This window comes from Pseudoalteromonas sp. NZS71_1 (assembly GCF_015864305.1).
Taxonomy (GTDB): Bacteria; Pseudomonadota; Gammaproteobacteria; order Enterobacterales; family Alteromonadaceae; genus Pseudoalteromonas; species Pseudoalteromonas arctica.
On record NZ_JADYXM010000019.1, the window covers coordinates 34,851 to 52,422 of the forward strand.

Genomic DNA, 17,572 nt, shown 5'->3' on the forward strand with positions numbered 1-17,572 from the left:
GCTTTGCGCCACACACCTCTGCTCTTATTTCTTTGTTAACCTCTTCATGAATTGTTGATTTGCAATTTGCGAATCAAAATAATAAAAAACACGTTTATACATCTTAATCCACTGATTATAAATACAAAAACCCTTGGTCTCATACTTGCTACCTATACAGTAAGCAAATTGAGGGAAAGGCTTATGTTAAAATTTATTTTTATACTATTACTAATATCTTTTACCGCTATGGGCAGTGAAAGTCATTTAGATTATATAGAAAATGCAAATGGTGAGCGGGTACAAAAAGTATCGCACTTAGTTAAATGGACGCATACTCGCTTTGTGTTTACCCGTGATATTTCTCGTATTGCACTTGGCCACGAAACAACACTTGATGTGAACGTGGTAAATGGCCGTGAGCTACTAATTTTAGCTAAAAAGTTGGGCCGTACATCTATGATGGTGTGGTACGACGATAAAAGCTCTGAAACATTTTTACTTGGCGTAACCGAAGACTACAGCGTACTAGAAAATGCCTTAAACGACATCCATCCTGACGTACAGCTAACCATAGCGCCTGATCGCCATGCTGTTGTATTACGTGGTGAAGTACCTACTATAAATTATCGTCATGCCGCTTATGAAGCTGCAAAAAACTACCTTTATGCCAGTAGCTCACAAGCATCACAACCCGTTATCACCTCAAATCCTAACCAAGGTATGTTTAATTCACTTGCTCAACGCTTGCAAGGCTTGGGTAACGCAAACGGCGGCAGCTCTCAAAACTCGAGTAAAGTCGCTATTATTAATTTAATAAAAGTAACTCAAGCACCCAAGCCAAAAGAAGAGCGTATTAGCGAAGTGATTAAATCAATGGGCGCAGATAAAGTGACCATTAAACGCATCTCGGTTGATGAGTTATCAAATGACGACAACGATGTGTTTTTACTTTCTGGCTCTGTAAAAAACCAGATAGAGCTAGTGCGCTTATTAAATACAATTAATAAATTATTCGAACCAGAGCAAGCATTACAAACTCAGGGATCTCCTCTTGATCCTAATAATTTAATGGGCGGCGCAACGCAGGATAAAAGTTCAGGTATTGAAGTACTTGCCAACGAGTCGGGCGGTTTAATAAATGATGCTACCTCAGGATTAAATTTAAGTAATGTAAGTTCAAACATTGCAAGAGCAACGTTGCTTTCAGTGGCTGGCGGTAAAGTTTTGTCGAGTATTGAAGTTGAAGATTTACCGCAAGTGCGTGTATCGGTGCAGCTATACGAAGTAAATCAACGTAGGTTAAAGCAATGGCGCCCAGATATTAGCGTGCTCTCTAATGGATATGAAAAAGAAGCGGGCTTGTTTGGTCGTGACGGTATGACTAATCGCGAATCTGGCTCTGCAACAATAGAAAATGCGCTGCAATTAATTGGTGGTCAATTAACTAATAACTTACAGCTTTCAACCTCACAGTTTGCTATTGATATGTTGTTTTCATTACTTGAACAAGAAGGTATATCGCGAACGCTTTCTCGCCCTACAATCACGGTTTTAGCCGGCGAAAGTGCCGTATTTAAAGTCGGTGGTGAAGTACCTGTACCTACAAGTTATAGCCCATCTGGCATTACAAGCGGTCAGCAAGGTAGTAGTGGGTCGGTGTTTAGTGGTACAGAATTTAAATCATTTGGAGTTGAATTAAATGTACGCGCTATGGTTGACGACAAAGACAGAATAACACTTGATCTAAACCCAGTAATTTCACTACCCGATACCACGTTAACTGCCGAAATTGCACAAAGCACAGGCAGCAGTTTAAACAGTAGTGCATTTAATACACGCAGCATGCAAACGTCAACGCGTTTAAAAGATGGTCAGCCTCTTATTATTGGTGGCTTAATTAGCACCGATAACAATGCAAGCCACGACTTTGTACCTGATGGCAACGGCAATAGCATGCTAGGCAAGTTAAGTGAAACAACCAGCAAAAGTGAAAACAACCGCGAGCTTATAATTGTTGTAACTCCAAATCTGGTGCGTGAACCAATTAACACATTACGTTCGTGGGAACAGGCAAATATCGACACCCAGGTACTTAGCTATATACAGGAGCAAGGGCTATGAAAATATTTTATATTATTTTACTGCTTACTTTATCGGGTTGCGCTCATATTGATTACAAGCCAACAGTAAATCCTTACAACGCGCTGGGTGACATCGTTAAAAAATACCAATTAAATGCCCAACCATTAAAGTGTGAAGGTATAAATGCTAGTAACTGTTTGAACTTAGTGCATGAGGTGAATCAGCTCATGCTTGAACACCCCGATAACACGGCAATACTTTCAATATCTGCATATGTACTTTATAAAAGTGGCCGTGCTAATCAGTCTCAACAGGTTATAAACACTTTGCTTAATAAAGCTAACCCGCCTTTAAACGCAATTACTTTAGGAGTCACTTTAGCAATAGAGCAAGGTAATTTAGCTAAAGCAAAAAGCATTGCCCAATACGGAGTAGATGTTTTTGGTACGCATGCTTCACCATACCTGCAAATGGCCTCTATACATTATGCCCAGGGCAACTACGTTATAGCTTCAAACTACTTAGAGCTTTCGGTTAAGTTTGGTTTAAATAGTACCGCCTATTTTTACCATAAAGGGTTAATTGAAGAAGCTAACAGCAATAATTTATTGGCCTGTGGCTACTATGAGCAAGTTTTACGTGCAGAACCCACGCATAAAAAAGCACTTGCTAGGCGCGGTAAACTCTCCGTTTTAGGTAATTGTTATTCTTAAGGCCTTCGGGCCTTTTTTTATACCTAAAATTTGGCATTATTTAGGAGCCAAAACCACTTTATTATTTATCAAAAATAGGAGTAAAGCTTACGCTCATCCTACGTTTTATACGTAACCTCACAAGACTGCTTTTAATATTTAACCCTTACACTATCCATCAGTTTTAATAATACTTTCAATAACGTAAACCTAGCATTATTTATCTAAAATATTTTTAATATTGATTTGCATTTTGCAAATCAAAAATGAAAATATCTAATAAACAGTAACCATTAAAAACATAACCAACTGTATTTAATAGTTATTTATAGCTGGCATGGTCCTCGCAATATGTAAAGTGAGCATAAGCTCTTCTAATTTAAAGGCTACGATTATGAAAACTATTAAACATAACTTAAATAGCAAAAAGCAAAAAGGTTTTGTACTAACGTCAGAGCTAATCATTCTTTCTACTTCAATGGTAGCAGCACTTGTAATTGGTTTATCTACATTACGTGACTCGGTAACCAGCGAACTTGAAGATGTAGCTGAAGCAATTGGCTCACTTGACCAAAGCTATGTATTTGACGGCATGATTAACGCCGAAGGCACTGCTGAAGTGTCTGGCTCTGGGTTTGTAGATTCAGTTGATGTGTACGCAGGCGATGGCAGTTCATTCACTTTTGTTGCATCAGACTTTAGTGAAAGTGCCGCACTTGTTAATGCAACACCAAGCGGCGATGCTGCAACACGTACAGCAGCAGGCGGTTCACAAGGTAACTAACGCAAGGTACCCAATATAAGGCAACCAGGTTTGAATACCAAGCTTAAGGCTCACTGCCACAAAAGTGTGGCAGTGAAAGTTACTCTGGAGGAATATTATGAAAAGTAAAAGTAACAAAGGCGCAACCACTGCTGCTCTCACATTACTCATCACCTCTGGCATGTTAGCTTCGGCTTTGGGAATTAGACAGGTAAACGATGAAAATAGCGTAACAGCCTGGGTAGTAAACAAAAATATGTCAGCCGGTCAAACAGTAACCGTTCACGATGTAGAGCAAAAAAGTATAGATCCAAGTAACTATTCAAATATTGCACTGAGCGTTCAAAACCCACGTGCATTAATTGGTCAAAAATTAGCAACTAACAAAATGGTTGAACAACCCTTGTTCGACACCGATTTTATTAGAGCGAAAAGCCAAAATTTATCAGAAGCCATACCGGCAGGGCGTGTTTTATATACTTTAAAACTAAACACCTTAGATATTCCGCTTTCGCGCATACACAAAGGTGACCGACTCGACATAGTCGCTAAAACTAATCGCTTAGTAAGAACAGTTGCCCGTGATGTACAGCTTATTGGTGTTTCAAAAGGTCCTAAATCGCAAGCCGCTAAAAGTGGCGTAATGGATAATTTAGCTAAAGAGTCTAATTCTGCTGCGGGCGGTGTTTCATTAGTCCTTGCGGTACTTCCAAAAGATGTTTATTCGTTGGCGGGTATAGATAACGCCGACAAAGTTTCAATTATTGTGCATAGCGCTTATGACATTGAACAAGGTCGTTTGCAAAACTTTTCACGCTTACAAACCAGTCGCACAATCGAAGTGGTTAAAGGCGTTAAAAACGAAGCTGTATATGTAGCTAAGTGAGTTTTTATGTTTAATTTATCAAGCAAACATGAAGAAGTTCAAACCAGTTTAAGTACCTTTGAAGAGCTTAAAAAGCTATTGCACGATGCCGTTATCGAAGAGTACGAACAAGAGCCAGCCGCGCTTTTATCAAGTAATGTTCTCGAAAAAATCTCTGCATTGTGCAGTGAAATTCCACAATTTAATCAATCTTCATTTAATCAACACCAACAAGAGCAGGTTGTTCAGGCTGTATTTGATGAAATTCAGGGCCTTGGCCCTATTGCACAATTTATGCTGGACGATCAAGTAAGTGATATTTTAATAAACGACACGCAAGATATTTGGATTGATAAACAAGGCAAACTACTTTGCACTGCCAGTAAGTTTGATGACGAACGCCATTTACGCCGATTTGTTGATCGCTTACTTGATGGTTGTGGCCGACAAGTCAATGCGCTTATGCCAATTGTTGATGGCAAACTAAAAGATGGTAGCCGAGTTCATATTATTGTACCGCCTGCGTGTACCAGCGCAGCTATTGTATCGATTCGTAAGTTTAATCATAAAAAAATAAACGATGACTTTTTAGTTAATAATCATTTTTTAGATAAAAACATCTTATCATTTTTAAAAAGCGCAGTTAAAACAGGCGTTAATATTTTAGTGTGTGGCAATGCCGGGGCAGGTAAAACATCATTATTAAACGTACTTGCTAACTCAATTAACCCAAATGAACGAGTTGTAACCATTGAAGAAAGTGCTGAGCTTAATTTACATCACAACCACGTTGTGCAATTAGAAGCCCACGACACAAACAGCGATGGTAAAGGTGCAGTAAGCCTAAGAGATTTAGTAAAAGCAGCCCTTAGAATGCGCGCAGATAGAATACTTGTTGGAGAGGTACGCTCTGGCGAAGTAATTGATATGCTCCAAGCAATGAACTGTGGTCACCAAGGTTCGATGACGACCATACATGCTAACAGTGCAAATGATGCCGTTATTCGTTTATCTACCTTAGTGCAGTTACACAATGCACAACTGAGCGATACCCATACAAGTTCGCTAATCGCGTCGAGTATTCAACTTATTGTGCATGTTTCTCGCTCAACTAATGGTACCCGAACTCTAAAAAGTGTTGGTGAAATTAAACGTGTTAATGGCGGCGCACATTTTAGCCCGCTTTATAGTATTAATGAAGCAGAGCCAGTACAAAGTGAGTTAATAGATAACTCAAGTGTTATTGAGTTTATGAAAGGCCAAGGCGCAAATGCACAAGAATTAAAAGCATTACTGCACAATAACCCGGAGGCTAACAATGACTAAACTTGATTATTTATTAGCTGTAGCGGCGGTTATAACCTTTGTACTTGCAACTAGTGTGTTGGTTTCTTTGTATGCTAAAAATAAAAGCAGCCAAGGCACTAAAAAAGTAGATATTTTAGAAGAAAAAGACGTACTTACTCTGTCACTACGAGTGCTAGGCTTAAACATAAGTAACGCCTGGTTTATAAGCATGGCGTGCTCGCTCTCTAGTAGCTCATGGTTTTTAGCTAAATTATATTATCCAGAGGCATCAACCAGCGCGTTTATTATTTCAATCGTGGTTTTTGTAACCTGTTTTATAACTGTGATTGACTTGGCTCATTATAAATTAGCAAAATTTGAGCATCATTTTTTAGAATTTATTGAAACCGTACAATCGTGTTTAAGCACTGGGCTATCGCTACAGCAATCAATGCAGTTTGCTGATGAACATGCAGACCCATATATAAAAAAACAAAGCACCTTACTAATACAACGCATGAGCATGGGTAGTGATGCCGAAACGTCGTTTGCCCCTTTAATTGAAAGATACAACTGCGAAACCGTAAGATTGTTTGCTCATAGCATCATTACACATACACAAAGCCAGTGTGATTTAACCGACATGCTAAAAAGCGTATGCAACATGATGTCGCTTCGGACCCTCGACCGCCAACAGCTAAAAGCTAAGCTTTCGGGCACTAAATACGCTGCTGTATTTAGTGGTTTTTTACCTTACGCACTAATTCCTTTATTTAGCTATACCGATCCAACCTGGTTTGAACCATTATTAAACGACCCTAATGGTATTGCATTTATAACGGTTGCGCTTCTTTGTCAGCTATTTGGTTTTTTATGGCTACGCCTTAGCTTAAGGGTAACATTATGATTGATATACTTTTACTTATCGGACTTTTAGTAAGTATGGGGTCATTTATCCATATTCATAGGCAATCTCTTAAAGTTGAATTAGATAAACCCGATACTAAAAACATTAATTGGTATCCGCTAATCATCATCTCTAAACGTCAACTAAGACAAGCAGGGATTCAAATTAATAAAATATTAATAAGCCTGTACTGCTTCAAAGTGGCTGCTACTTTTAGTGCATTTACGGTTATAGAGCTAACAGGTTATGAGCTGAGCCAATCGATTAAATTGTTACTGTGTTTTATGTGTTTTTTTGCACCCGAATGCTGGTTTTTATTACGTAAAAATCAACGCAAAACCACTATTAATAATAGCTTAGAGTTTTTTTTACGGGTGTTACTGGTTTACATGCGCGCTGGATTTTCACTAGAGCGCTCATTTGCACTGGCGGTTGATCATGGATTAAGTCAAAAACACCCATTATACAAAGAGCTAAAGTTATTTTTATTCGAACTAAGCGCAGGTAAAGATCGTGAATTTGCATTTAATTCACTTTTTGAAAGAACCGGCGTATTAGGAATTAAAAAGCTCGCTAACTTAATGTTAATAGGGTCAAAACTTGGTACGCCACTTATCCAAGCAGTAGAGGCTCAACTTGAAGGCCTAGCTCTAAAAAAGAACATTTTACTCGCTAAAAAGGTAAACAAAAAAGCGATGCATACGACCTTTCCCATTATCTTAATTTGTTTTCCGATGTTTTTGGTATTGGTGTTTTTTCCCGCAGCATTACAAGTAATGAACGTACTTAAAATGCTTGTAGAAGTATTATAGGAGCCTGATATGAAAAAGCATTATCAACAAGGGTACATACTTACTATTGAGCTTATATTAATTATAACAATTTTAATTATTGGCTCAATTGGTGGGGTTATTTTAGTCAGGGATGCCCTTATTAAGCGCCATCAAACTAAGGTAGATAATCAAATTACTGTCGTTGATGCTAATAATAGACCACTCGGTATTGCAGTAAGTTTTGATGAGCACCAAGCCCCACTAATTTTTTATACAGACCGGGGGGCAAACAGCACATACAGAGCGCTAATTGGCATACGAGATGATAGGTTTACCTCACGAGAAGCTGTTTATTACGATGCTCCAAATTGCCAAGGTAATCCGTGTTTAAAGGGCTTAAGCGATGAAGCAACAGACAGCCAAGGTGTGAGTAAACTAAATAATACCGGTAATGTAAGTTATATAAATGCGCTGCAGCAAGGTCCAAATTATGCAATAGGGCAGTTAGGTAATACCGTTATTGGTCAGTTATTAAGAAGCACGCCACAACAATGCCCAGCTAATAGTGAACAAATTCTATCTCGTTATGTATCGCAAAAAGTAGTAACAGGCTCACCTTGTGAAAGCTTTGAAATAGATAAGCAGCCGGCCGACAGCAGTTGTTTAGTTGGGGTAACAGCTTTAGGTAATCCACTTTTAGGTACAAGCGATCAAGGTTTATCGCAATCGTGTGATACATGCCAAACGGGGTACGAATCGCAAGGTGACATACTTGATTTATATTTGCCTCAGGTAGAACCGCTTTTAAATACAGCCCTTAATGCGCTGTCATTAGTTGGTATTGGAACAAGTGTTGATATAGAGCTAGGCACTATATGCTGCCCAGAAGGGACACGCTTAGAAGAAGATGAAAACATTGTAGAGACACTCGTCTTCACTATTTTACAAACTACATTTGAGCTCGCCGGTATTGATTTAGTAAATAACCTTATTATTAGTGAAACACTGAGCTTAATAGGGATTGAGCCAGGCATTACATATTGCAAAACATCACTTAATTTAGTTAATGCAGAACAAGTAATTAATATCACTACAGGCGAACCTGCACTTAGTAGCTTAACACCACCATTTAAAGTTTTACTGCCCGTACATAGCGGCCAAAACAGTACAACGTGGATACATACTCCCCCAAAAGGGGAAGGAGAACGTCAATGAACGCCTCAAATATATTTACCTCACATGCTAATTTAGCAGATACACCAACTGATGAAATATCAACAGAAATTAAAGAAACGCTAACGCTACTAAAACAGTTTTATGACGTTGCAATTGTTAAATTTATCGATTTTAGAGAAGTTTATTCAGAGCAGTTAATAACCTGCAGCGATAAAGAAAGCGTCGAAAATGAGTTATTAAGCTATCAAAAACGCTGCACACAAGAAAAACTATATTTATTTGAAGATACTTTTTTTGATGATGTATCAAACAACACTCACAAATTAATTCGTTTTTATGCACAATATCCAATTTATAGTGTCACTAATAAATTGATAGGCGTAGTGCTGATGGCCGATTTAGCACCTAAAACATTAATAGGTTCACAAAAAGATCAGTTTATTTCATTTGCTCAATTATTGCAGACACAGTTAAATAAAAATTCAGATTCAGTAAGTAATCAAAGTACTAATCCTGAGAAAAAGAATTATGGGGAAAAGTATATTCATGTATTTAGTTTAGCGCCCGTCGCATTCTTAATTGCATTAGTATTATGCTCATTCACTGCATTACTTCTTTATACTATAGAAAAAAAGGAGCTGCAAAGTAATTACAATGAACAAACTCAGCAATTACGTAAAACGTTATTTAATGCTTTAGAGCGATTTGATAATCAAGGATTATATATATCGCAAAAAGATTTAGTTATCGCAGGTTTTTTACAAAGCCAAAATAACCATACAAAAGAACAACTTAATAATTTAGTGCAGAGTCAGGTTTCACAAAGCTTAACTTATAAAGGGTATGTTGTGTTTGATTCTGAGTATAACCAGCTTGCACTTTGGTCAAAAAATAATTTTGATTTAGCCGCGTATGGGTTTACAAACTGGTTAAAAAAATTCAATAAAAGAGCGAACAAACAAGCAGTAGAAGTATTTACGGTTGCTGATACGGCTTTCTTAATTTCTGAAATAAAAATAAAACAAGGCTCTATTTATACACTTACAGCATTTGATTTAAGTAAGTTTTTAAAAGCCGTTATTGGCAAATTAAACACTGAAAATTATAACGTTTTTATAGCAACACCACAGTTTACTTTAGGAAAACAAGGAGAAGTAAACCCGAGTATAATTAAAAATAGTATTAGCGCTTTAAGCAGTCGTTTTCCACCTACTTGGCGCTTGCATGTGCAACCAATGAATAAAATAGTACGACCACAAATAACTAAATACAGTTTAATCAGATTAGGGTTAATCTCTTTTTGTGTATTCGCGTTTGTGTATTATTTTTTACGTTTGCCAAGGCGTTTACACAGTGAAATAAAACAAAAAAATCAGTTAATACTCAATAGAGAGGAGCTTTTTTCAAGTTCTCTGGATGCACTGCCGCATGGGTTTGCTATTTTTAATAGCCACGAATTTCCTGTGATTACCAACAATGCTTTTAATCTTTTATTTGCACAGGTGAATAAACAAAACAGTCAGCTATCGTATAGCCAGCTGATAAGTATTGCGCAGCAGCATAATATTATAAATCATTACCATGAACATCATAAGCTTGATGATGATCGTAACCAATTAATAGATATAGGTTTTACAGACGGGAAGTGGATAACTGTATTACAAAGACATACAGATTTTAATGGTTTCGTTTGCTACTTTAGAGATGATACAGAGGCACATCAAAAAGAATGTTTACTCGCTGATGTTCTCGAAAAATCAAAACAGACAAATCAATTAAAAGAAAAATTTGTTACAAGGCTTAGCCGTCAGTTGAAAACGCCTTTATCATCTTTAAAGTCATTAATTGAAATATCTAAAGATCCAATAAGCTTTAACGAATTTAAAAACAATGTGGGGAATATTTCTGATGTGTGCGACCAGCTTGAAAGTGTGATTCAACAGCTCGTAAATATAAATAAATCAGAGATAGGTAAGTTAAAGCTTCAGGCCAAAAACGTAAACCTAAATCAAATGATCAATAATAATATATCGATTTTAGCTAAAGAGGCTGAAAATAAAAGAATCGTTCTTAAAAATAATATTACGCCTGAATTAACGGTCGCAAGCGATGAAAAGTTAATTTCTCAATTGGTTATTCAGTTAGTGACTGAGGTTTTGGATTCATCAAATAATACAACGCTTTCAATTAACGCTCAGATTAAAAATGAAAGTAAACGTAATTACTTACACCTCGATTTTTCATTAAGTAATTTGATCGACAGTAGTAACTTTATAACTGAGCTTAAAAGTATATCGGGTGATGATATAACGCGCTTTATAGATGATAAAGACGTGTCATTAGAGTTAAAGTTTTTTATTTCAATATTTAAAATGTTAGGTGGTAAAGCGATAACTGTAAGTAGTAACGCGAATAAATCAACGATATCACTTTCTATGTTGGTAAACATAGCAACCAAACAAGGTAAGGGTAAAGACAACGAGCAAGAAGCACCAAGTAGCTCGTTAACAAATACTGATTTAGTAACTAACAAACACCAAAACACGCTATTACTGGTTGATGACGATCCTCTTGTTGAGATTGTAATTAGAGCAATGCTAAAAAATGAGAATATTAAAATAGATTACGCGCGCAGTGCAATAGAAGCAATGTTGATGGTATCGCAAAACAGTTACGACATTATTTTAATGGACATAGTAATGCCAGAATTGTCGGGAACTGACGCTATGTTAAAAATTAAAAAACACAGTGACAATTTGAAAACTAAAATAATTGCGCATACATCGACACCCGATACAGATTCAAAATACGTTAACCAGGGCTTTGATGACATGCTATTAAAACCAGTAAAACAAGGTGTATTAATAAACCAAATAACACGCATTTTAAAAGATAAGTCGTTATAAGTTAGCGTATATTACTGGAACAGTAATGAGGTAAAAAATGAAAAACACTATTGAAAATATGACTGAAGTTATCGAGTTTAAAGTAACGCCAATAAATAAAACTAAACGACTGCTTTTAGTAGATGATGACTTGCTAATAGAAATAGTAATTAGGAAAATGCTTAACGAAGAAAATATTTTAATAGATTTTGCATCAAGTGCTATAGAGGCACTACTTATGGTTTCTCAAAATATTTACGATATTATTTTAATGGATATAGTAATGCCGCAATTTACAGGTACCGACGCAATGCTAAAAATAAGAAAGCATGCTGACGCATCAGCAACAAAAATTATCGCTCATACATTTAGTGAAAACGAAAATAGTGATAACAAGTATGTGAAGCTTGGGTTTAACGGTCTGTTATTGAAGCCAGTTAAGCAAAGTGTATTAATAGAAAATATTAGATCTTTCTTGGAATGATAAATAGAAACAGTAGGGCGGTTAACTATTTTTTATTTATAGCTTACTAAAAAATTAAATTATAACTTTTGAAAGCACTAATATTTATTAGTGCTTTTGTGTATATGAACCTTTAATTTATTTAAATTTGTAAAAGTCCTTTAATAAGAATAATTACTTCAAATTATTCCTTCAAAGTATTACAAACTTCGCTTTTGTAATTGTTGCATGTATACGAGTCATCGTTTCACACTTCTTAAAGCGGTTTGATAAACACAATTGTTAAACGCTGTAATATTATAAAGTCAGTAAATTTATTTAGCCTAGAGCCCACGTATCGCAAGGGTTTAACTTTTAAAACATTAAGATTTTTTAATAACTAATAAATACTCATCTTGGGACGGAATTTGCTTTATAAGGTTATATTCCAATTTTATAGTTCACGAAATATTATAATTTTTAAAGTTAAAGAGGCAAAATTATGAACAAGACACAGTACGTTACAGTAGAAGGTCATCAAATTGCTTATCAAGAAATGGGACAAGGAACACCTTTATTATTGATACACGGAATACCAACCAATAAATTTTTATGGCGAAATGTGATGCCAAAACTTGCATCAAAATATCGAGTAATAGCGCCTGATTTACTAAACTTTGGTGAATCTGATATGCCAATTAACACCGATGTATCTATAAATGCGCAATGTAGAATAATGTGTAAGTTTATGGAAGAACTCGGTATTTCTAAAGTTAATATTGCTGCACATGATATTGGTGGTGGTGTTGCTCAATTAATGGCTGTAAATCATCCGGATAAAGTAAACGGGTTGGTTTTAATTGATAGTGTATGTTTTGATTCTTGGCCAATACCAGAATTTGAACCTTTGCTAGAACCAGGTGTAGAAGAAAAAACAACTGTAGCTGAATTTGTGGATACATTAAGAGATTTCATGCCCAAAGGTGTTTACGACTCGAGCGTAATGACTGAAAAATTAATGAAAATGTATTTAACACCCTGGAGTAACGAGAAAGGAAAAGCTGCTTTATTTAATAATATGCGCAGGCTTAATAAGGAATATACCGAAGCAATTACCGGCGACCTTAAAAGCTTACCTCATGAAACACTCATAATATGGGGTAAAGAAGATCAGTTTCAAAAGCCAAAGTATGCACCAATGTTAGAAGAAGCGATTCCAAATTCATCACTGATCTGGTTAGATAAAGCCGCTCACTGGGTTGTTGATGAGCAACCTGAAAAAGTTGCTGAGCTGATTAGTGATTTCATGAATGATAAAACATTCTAGTGAATTAGCAGGAAGGCTAAAAAGCTATTTATTTCAATGCGTTAAGCTTTACTAGGTGAAGTAGCGACTAGGTAATCATTGTAATACCGCTTAATTATATTAATAACTAAGCGGTATTTTTATATGCTTCAGTAACAAATAACGAAAATAGGGAAAACATTAATTTTTAAAATAAGTAGGTTGATGCTTATAAAATAGTCAAAATAACGCGTTTCTACGTTAATTAATGAAGGTGAGTAGCTTAGTTATGTATTTATTTATGCTATTTAACATAATATAAATTATAGGTAGTTAATACATATATAGAAAGAGCGCTTAAATGCGCCCTTGCTATGTCCAATACTAGACGGTATCGGACATTAAGTGATTTTATTACAATAACAGGTATTACTAATACAGATACTTTATTTATCAATTTGTTTAATCAATACTTAATAAACGCTCAGCTGTATATTCGTTAGTAATTAATCCGCTGATCATGTTTGACCTTACTGCGCCCAAAATGGCTAACACTTTTTCTTCACCAGCAGCTATCGCATAAATCTGTTTGTTAGCATTTGTTTTTAATGGCGTACTTGCTACACGCTGATTAACTGTGCAATCTAAAAGCTTACCGTTTTTATCAAACACCCAACTAATCATTTCACCAACGGCACCAAGATCTTGTAACTCTTTAAGTTCTTGCGCATCAATAAAACCATCTATATGTAATGGCGACTTTTCACCTAAGCTACCAATACCCACAAATGTTACATCGGCATCTTTAGCGAGTTTTAAATTACCGGTAATATTTTGTTGTGCATGTAACTGTTCTTTTTCTTCAATACTTCTTGGTAAAACTGGCAATGGCATTGGGTAATGTTTTGCATTGGTGTGTTCGGCCATTCTTACTACAACATCATAAGGTGAAGCCGATCCATCCAAAGCCATATTACCTAGCATTGCTACAATTTTATGTTGCGGACAATCAACAGTTCTTAGCTCATCTACACATGAACGTAAAACTCGACCGGTTCCCATAGCAAGTACTTTGGGTTGTTCTGATTTTAAATGACGTTCTATTTCAGCCGCGCCAGCTTGAGCCAAACCAAGCGTGGACGATGGTTCAGATGGATCGCTCGGTACAACTTCACACGAATCTAACCCAAAACGGCTTTTTAATTTTTCGGCCAAGTCCATACATTTAGCAATCGGGTGGTCAAGTCTAACTTTAATTAGACCTTGGCTCACAGATAATGCGACCATTCTTTGTGCAGATTGACGAGATATATTTAGCTTTTTAGCAATTTCATCTTGTGTGTTACCGCCAACATAATATAACCACCCTGCTCTGGCTGCATCATCTAGCTTTCTAATTTCTGTATTTGATAGCTTTACCACGTAAACCTCTTAAAATATAAGGAAAACTAAATCCTTATTTTCATTACATAATTTTAATTATATGTGCTGCTATATAAATTATTTTATTAATTTTGGAATATCTATTTATCAATAACGTTTTTGTTATTTATAATTGTAAATATACCATTCCTTAATAAAAAATACCTAGGTTTCATAGGATTATGTAATTAGAATTTAGTTAATAGCACCCTTATAAAGGTGCTATTTAAGGTAATTAAAAATTGGCTTTAGCGAATAGTTAAACCGTTATTGTCAAACTTTAATACTTTATCTGCCGGTGCGCTTAGGTAAATACTGTCGCCATATTTTAATGGGCAATCACCATCCGCTTTTACTGTTACGGTCCCTTTGCCTTCAATATTTATATGTAAAAAGCTCTCCGATCCTAAATGCTCAATTACACCTACAGTTCCAGTCCAAGTACCTTGCTCAGTAGAGAGTGTTATATGCTCTGGTCGTATACCAATACAGCTAACATTCGCATCTTCATTTTGTGGAGCATCTATAAAATTCATTTTTGGCGAACCAATAAAACCAGCTACAAATTTGTTTACAGGGTTTTTATAAAGCTCTAAAGGTGTGCCTACTTGTTCAATAATACCGGCATTAAATACCGCGATTCTATCTGCCATTGTCATGGCTTCAACCTGATCGTGTGTAACATAAATCATTGTTGTAGCTAAACTTTTATGTAATTCAGATATTTCTAAACGCATATTTACACGTAGTGACGCATCAAGATTTGAAAGTGGTTCGTCAAATAAAAATGCCGAAGGCTGACGAACAATTGCGCGCCCTATCGCTACACGCTGGCGCTGACCGCCCGATAATTGCCCAGGCTTTCGGTCTAAATAATCAGTTAAATTTAGAATTTTAGCGGCGTTAGCAATTTTACTTTCGATTTCTGCAGGGCTTACCTTGGCTCTTTTTAAAGGAAAAGCAATATTGTTATGCACGGTCATATGCGGATACAACGCATAGGATTGAAACACCATTGCTAAGCCTCTTTTTGCAGGCGGTGTTTTTGTAGCGTCAATGCCATCAATTTCTATATTACCACTGGTGGTATCTTCAAGACCTGCGATCATACGAAGTAATGTAGATTTACCACAGCCAGATGGACCGACAAAAACGATGAACTCACCGTCTTTAATTTCTAAGTCGAGCGGTTTAATTACGTTTACTTCATCAAAGTTTTTAGTGACTTGTTTTAGTGTGATGCTGCCCATGTGTATTCTCCTATTTTACTGCGCCGAAACTTAATCCACGCACTAATTGTTTTTGACTAAACCAACCAAGTATTAAAATTGGCACAATGGCCATGGCAGATGCTGCCGATAACTTAGCGTAAAATAACCCCTCAGGGCTTGAGTAACTGGCAATAAATGCCGTTAAAGGTGCAGCATTTGCAGCGGTTAAAATAAGTGTCCAAAACGCTTCGTTCCACGATAAAATAACATTTAGCAATAACGTTGAGGCTATACCTGGTAAGGCTATTGGCAATAAAACATGAAATATTTCTTCACCAATTGTTGCGCCATCCATACGTGAAGCTTCAAGTATTTCGTTTGGTATTTCTCTAAAGTAGGTGTAAAGCATCCATACCATTATTGGTAAGTTAATGAGTGTCATTACAATCACTAAACCTAATTTTGTATCGAGTAACGCAAAGTCACGAAACAATAAATAAATCGGAATAAGTACGCCTACTGGCGGTAACATTTTGGTTGAAAGCATCCACATTAATAAATGCTTTGTTTTTTTAGTTTGTACAAACGCCATAGACCAAGCTGCAGGTACAGCAATTAATAAACCCAGTAAACTTGAACCTAGTGATATAACTACAGAGTTCCAAAAATGGGTAAAGTATGGCGAACGTGACAGTACATCGCGGTAGTTTTCGAGTGTCCAATCGAATGCATATAAGCTTGGACTTGCTGAAATTGCTTCAGCTTCCGTTTTAAAGCTGGTGATTAACGTCCATAAAATTGGAAAGAAAATCATGCCGCTTATTGTCCATGCAGCAATGGTATAAATTAGTTTGGAACGACGGCTATCTTTTATAGTCATAATTAACCCTCCAAGTTTTTGCCAATTAAGCGCATTAAAAATATAGCGACTATATTTGCAATAATAACTGCAACTATGCCCCCTGCCGAGCCACCGCCTACATCAAATTGAAGTAGTGATTGCGTGTAAATTAAGTACGTTATATTGGTCGACGAATAACCAGGACCACCGCTGGTTGTAACTAATATTTCGGCAAAGATTGACAGTAAAAATATAGTTTCGATTAAAATAACAGCGGTTATAGCGCGCGATAAATGCGGCAAAACGATGTAAAAGAACTTACTAAATGGCCCAGCTCCGTCTAAATCAGCCGCTTCTAGTTGTTCGCGGTCTAATGACTGTATTGCTGTTAGCAGTATTAATGCTGCAAATGGTAACCACTGCCAAGACACAATTATGATGATTGAAAATAACGGCATTTGAGCAAAAAAGTCGATAGGTTCAAAGCCAAGCCAAATTGCAAAGTGTGCAAATAAGCCATTAACTGGGTTCATTAGCATGTTTTTCCATACCAATGCCGACACAGTTGGCATTACAAAAAATGGGGCTAGTACCATAATGCGAACGTAGTTTCGTCCCCATATTGCTTGGTCTAGTAAAATAGCTAAGCCAATACCACCACAAATAGTGATCAGTAAAACCCCAGTTACTAGGTAAAGCGTGTTAAAAAATGATTCAAAAAAAGCCGGATCAGTTAGAAAAAACTCATAGTTTAAAAATCCTACAAACTCTTTATCCCCTGGAACGAGTAAGTTGTAATCAATAAATGAAAAATACAGTGTCATACACAGCGGAACTATCATCCAAGCAAGTAATAAAATTACACTAGGAAGAAGCATAAACCGAGCAAGCGTGCGCGAGTTAGTTGTTGCCATAAAGGTGACCTTAAAAAAGCCAATTCTATTTACTTGTTAACTATC

General features: G+C 36.4%; 15 protein-coding genes. 11 read left to right on the top strand and 4 right to left on the bottom strand.

Annotated features, from left to right (window positions below; all coding sequences use genetic code 11):
- Positions 1-183 precede the first annotated feature (183 nt).
- The 11 genes from I6F43_RS18655 (at position 184) to I6F43_RS18705 (ending at position 13,181) form a co-directional block, all read left to right on the top strand.
- Positions 184-2,103 carry a pilus assembly protein N-terminal domain-containing protein gene (locus tag I6F43_RS18655; protein WP_024609061.1) on the top strand — a complete coding sequence of 640 codons (1,920 nt, stop codon included), beginning with the start codon at positions 184-186 and terminating at the stop codon, positions 2,101-2,103.
- On the top strand, positions 2,100-2,777 hold the full coding sequence (locus tag I6F43_RS18660) for a tetratricopeptide repeat protein (RefSeq protein ID WP_197103537.1): 678 nt from the start codon (positions 2,100-2,102) through the stop codon (positions 2,775-2,777). Before I6F43_RS18655 ends, I6F43_RS18660 begins: the two co-directional genes overlap by 4 nt.
- Positions 2,778-3,150: 373 nt before the next feature.
- Positions 3,151-3,540, top strand: coding sequence for a hypothetical protein (locus I6F43_RS18665; protein WP_010552792.1), 390 nt, complete (start codon positions 3,151-3,153; stop codon positions 3,538-3,540).
- A gap of 97 nt (positions 3,541-3,637) precedes the next feature.
- Positions 3,638-4,405 carry a hypothetical protein gene (locus I6F43_RS18670; protein WP_007586678.1) on the top strand — a complete coding sequence of 256 codons (768 nt, stop codon included), beginning with the start codon at positions 3,638-3,640 and terminating at the stop codon, positions 4,403-4,405.
- A 6-nt stretch (positions 4,406-4,411) separates the two neighbouring features.
- On the top strand, positions 4,412-5,710 hold the full coding sequence (locus I6F43_RS18675; protein WP_197103539.1) for a CpaF family protein: 1,299 nt from the start codon (positions 4,412-4,414) through the stop codon (positions 5,708-5,710).
- Positions 5,703-6,578, top strand: coding sequence for a type II secretion system F family protein (locus I6F43_RS18680; protein ID WP_197103541.1), 876 nt, complete (start codon positions 5,703-5,705; stop codon positions 6,576-6,578). The genes I6F43_RS18675 and I6F43_RS18680 overlap by 8 nt, the downstream gene beginning before the upstream one ends.
- Positions 6,575-7,390 (top strand): type II secretion system F family protein, encoded by an 816-nt coding sequence (locus I6F43_RS18685; protein WP_007586675.1) that lies wholly within the window; start codon positions 6,575-6,577, stop codon positions 7,388-7,390. Before I6F43_RS18680 ends, I6F43_RS18685 begins: the two co-directional genes overlap by 4 nt.
- Positions 7,391-7,399: 9 nt before the next feature.
- Complete coding sequence (locus I6F43_RS18690) at positions 7,400-8,566, top strand: hypothetical protein (protein WP_165721889.1); 1,167 nt, start codon at positions 7,400-7,402, stop codon at positions 8,564-8,566.
- Positions 8,563-11,433, top strand: a complete 2,871-nt coding sequence (locus tag I6F43_RS18695; protein WP_197103543.1) for an ATP-binding response regulator — start codon at positions 8,563-8,565, stop codon at positions 11,431-11,433. Before I6F43_RS18690 ends, I6F43_RS18695 begins: the two co-directional genes overlap by 4 nt.
- 37 nt (positions 11,434-11,470) lie before the next feature.
- Entirely contained in the window at positions 11,471-11,896 is a 426-nt protein-coding gene (locus I6F43_RS18700; protein WP_024589369.1) for a response regulator, read from the top strand.
- A gap of 460 nt (positions 11,897-12,356) precedes the next feature.
- Complete coding sequence (locus tag I6F43_RS18705; protein ID WP_197103545.1) at positions 12,357-13,181, top strand: alpha/beta fold hydrolase; 825 nt, start codon at positions 12,357-12,359, stop codon at positions 13,179-13,181.
- 420 nt (positions 13,182-13,601) lie between these two features.
- On the opposite strand, the gene I6F43_RS18710 is transcribed toward I6F43_RS18705, so the two are convergent.
- The 4 genes from I6F43_RS18710 to I6F43_RS18725 all read right to left on the bottom strand — a co-directional run bounded on the left by I6F43_RS18710 (position 13,602) and on the right by I6F43_RS18725 (position 17,527).
- Positions 13,602-14,561, bottom strand: coding sequence for a sugar-binding transcriptional regulator (locus tag I6F43_RS18710; RefSeq protein WP_002960874.1), 960 nt, complete (start codon positions 14,559-14,561; stop codon positions 13,602-13,604).
- A gap of 248 nt (positions 14,562-14,809) precedes the next feature.
- Entirely contained in the window at positions 14,810-15,811 is a 1,002-nt protein-coding gene (locus I6F43_RS18715; protein WP_197103547.1) for an ABC transporter ATP-binding protein, read from the bottom strand.
- Between the two features lie 10 nt (positions 15,812-15,821).
- On the bottom strand, positions 15,822-16,652 hold the full coding sequence (locus I6F43_RS18720) for a carbohydrate ABC transporter permease (protein ID WP_024589367.1): 831 nt from the start codon (positions 16,650-16,652) through the stop codon (positions 15,822-15,824).
- Positions 16,653-16,654: 2 nt separating this feature from the next.
- Positions 16,655-17,527: a carbohydrate ABC transporter permease gene (locus I6F43_RS18725; protein WP_007377153.1), complete on the bottom strand. Its 873-nt coding sequence runs from the start codon at positions 17,525-17,527 to the stop codon at positions 16,655-16,657.
- Positions 17,528-17,572 lie beyond the last annotated feature (45 nt).

Bases quoted from the DNA above. Each gene is read 5' to 3' on its own strand.
- I6F43_RS18665 (WP_010552792.1), top strand. From the start codon at position 3,151: ATGAAAACTATTAAACATAACTTAAATAGCAAAAAGCAAAAAGGTTTT.
- I6F43_RS18705 (WP_197103545.1), top strand. From the start codon at position 12,357: ATGAACAAGACACAGTACGTTACAGTAGAAGGTCATCAAATTGCTTAT.
- I6F43_RS18660 (WP_197103537.1), top strand. From the start codon at position 2,100: ATGAAAATATTTTATATTATTTTACTGCTTACTTTATCGGGTTGCGCT.
- I6F43_RS18685 (WP_007586675.1), top strand. From the start codon at position 6,575: ATGATTGATATACTTTTACTTATCGGACTTTTAGTAAGTATGGGGTCA.
- I6F43_RS18680 (WP_197103541.1), top strand. From the start codon at position 5,703: ATGACTAAACTTGATTATTTATTAGCTGTAGCGGCGGTTATAACCTTT.
- I6F43_RS18675 (WP_197103539.1), top strand. From the start codon at position 4,412: ATGTTTAATTTATCAAGCAAACATGAAGAAGTTCAAACCAGTTTAAGT.
- I6F43_RS18655 (WP_024609061.1), top strand. From the start codon at position 184: ATGTTAAAATTTATTTTTATACTATTACTAATATCTTTTACCGCTATG.
- I6F43_RS18720 (WP_024589367.1), bottom strand. From the start codon at position 16,652: ATGACTATAAAAGATAGCCGTCGTTCCAAACTAATTTATACCATTGCT.
- I6F43_RS18695 (WP_197103543.1), top strand. From the start codon at position 8,563: ATGAACGCCTCAAATATATTTACCTCACATGCTAATTTAGCAGATACA.
- I6F43_RS18725 (WP_007377153.1), bottom strand. From the start codon at position 17,527: ATGGCAACAACTAACTCGCGCACGCTTGCTCGGTTTATGCTTCTTCCT.
- I6F43_RS18700 (WP_024589369.1), top strand. From the start codon at position 11,471: ATGAAAAACACTATTGAAAATATGACTGAAGTTATCGAGTTTAAAGTA.
- I6F43_RS18715 (WP_197103547.1), bottom strand. From the start codon at position 15,811: ATGGGCAGCATCACACTAAAACAAGTCACTAAAAACTTTGATGAAGTA.
- I6F43_RS18690 (WP_165721889.1), top strand. From the start codon at position 7,400: ATGAAAAAGCATTATCAACAAGGGTACATACTTACTATTGAGCTTATA.
- I6F43_RS18670 (WP_007586678.1), top strand. From the start codon at position 3,638: ATGAAAAGTAAAAGTAACAAAGGCGCAACCACTGCTGCTCTCACATTA.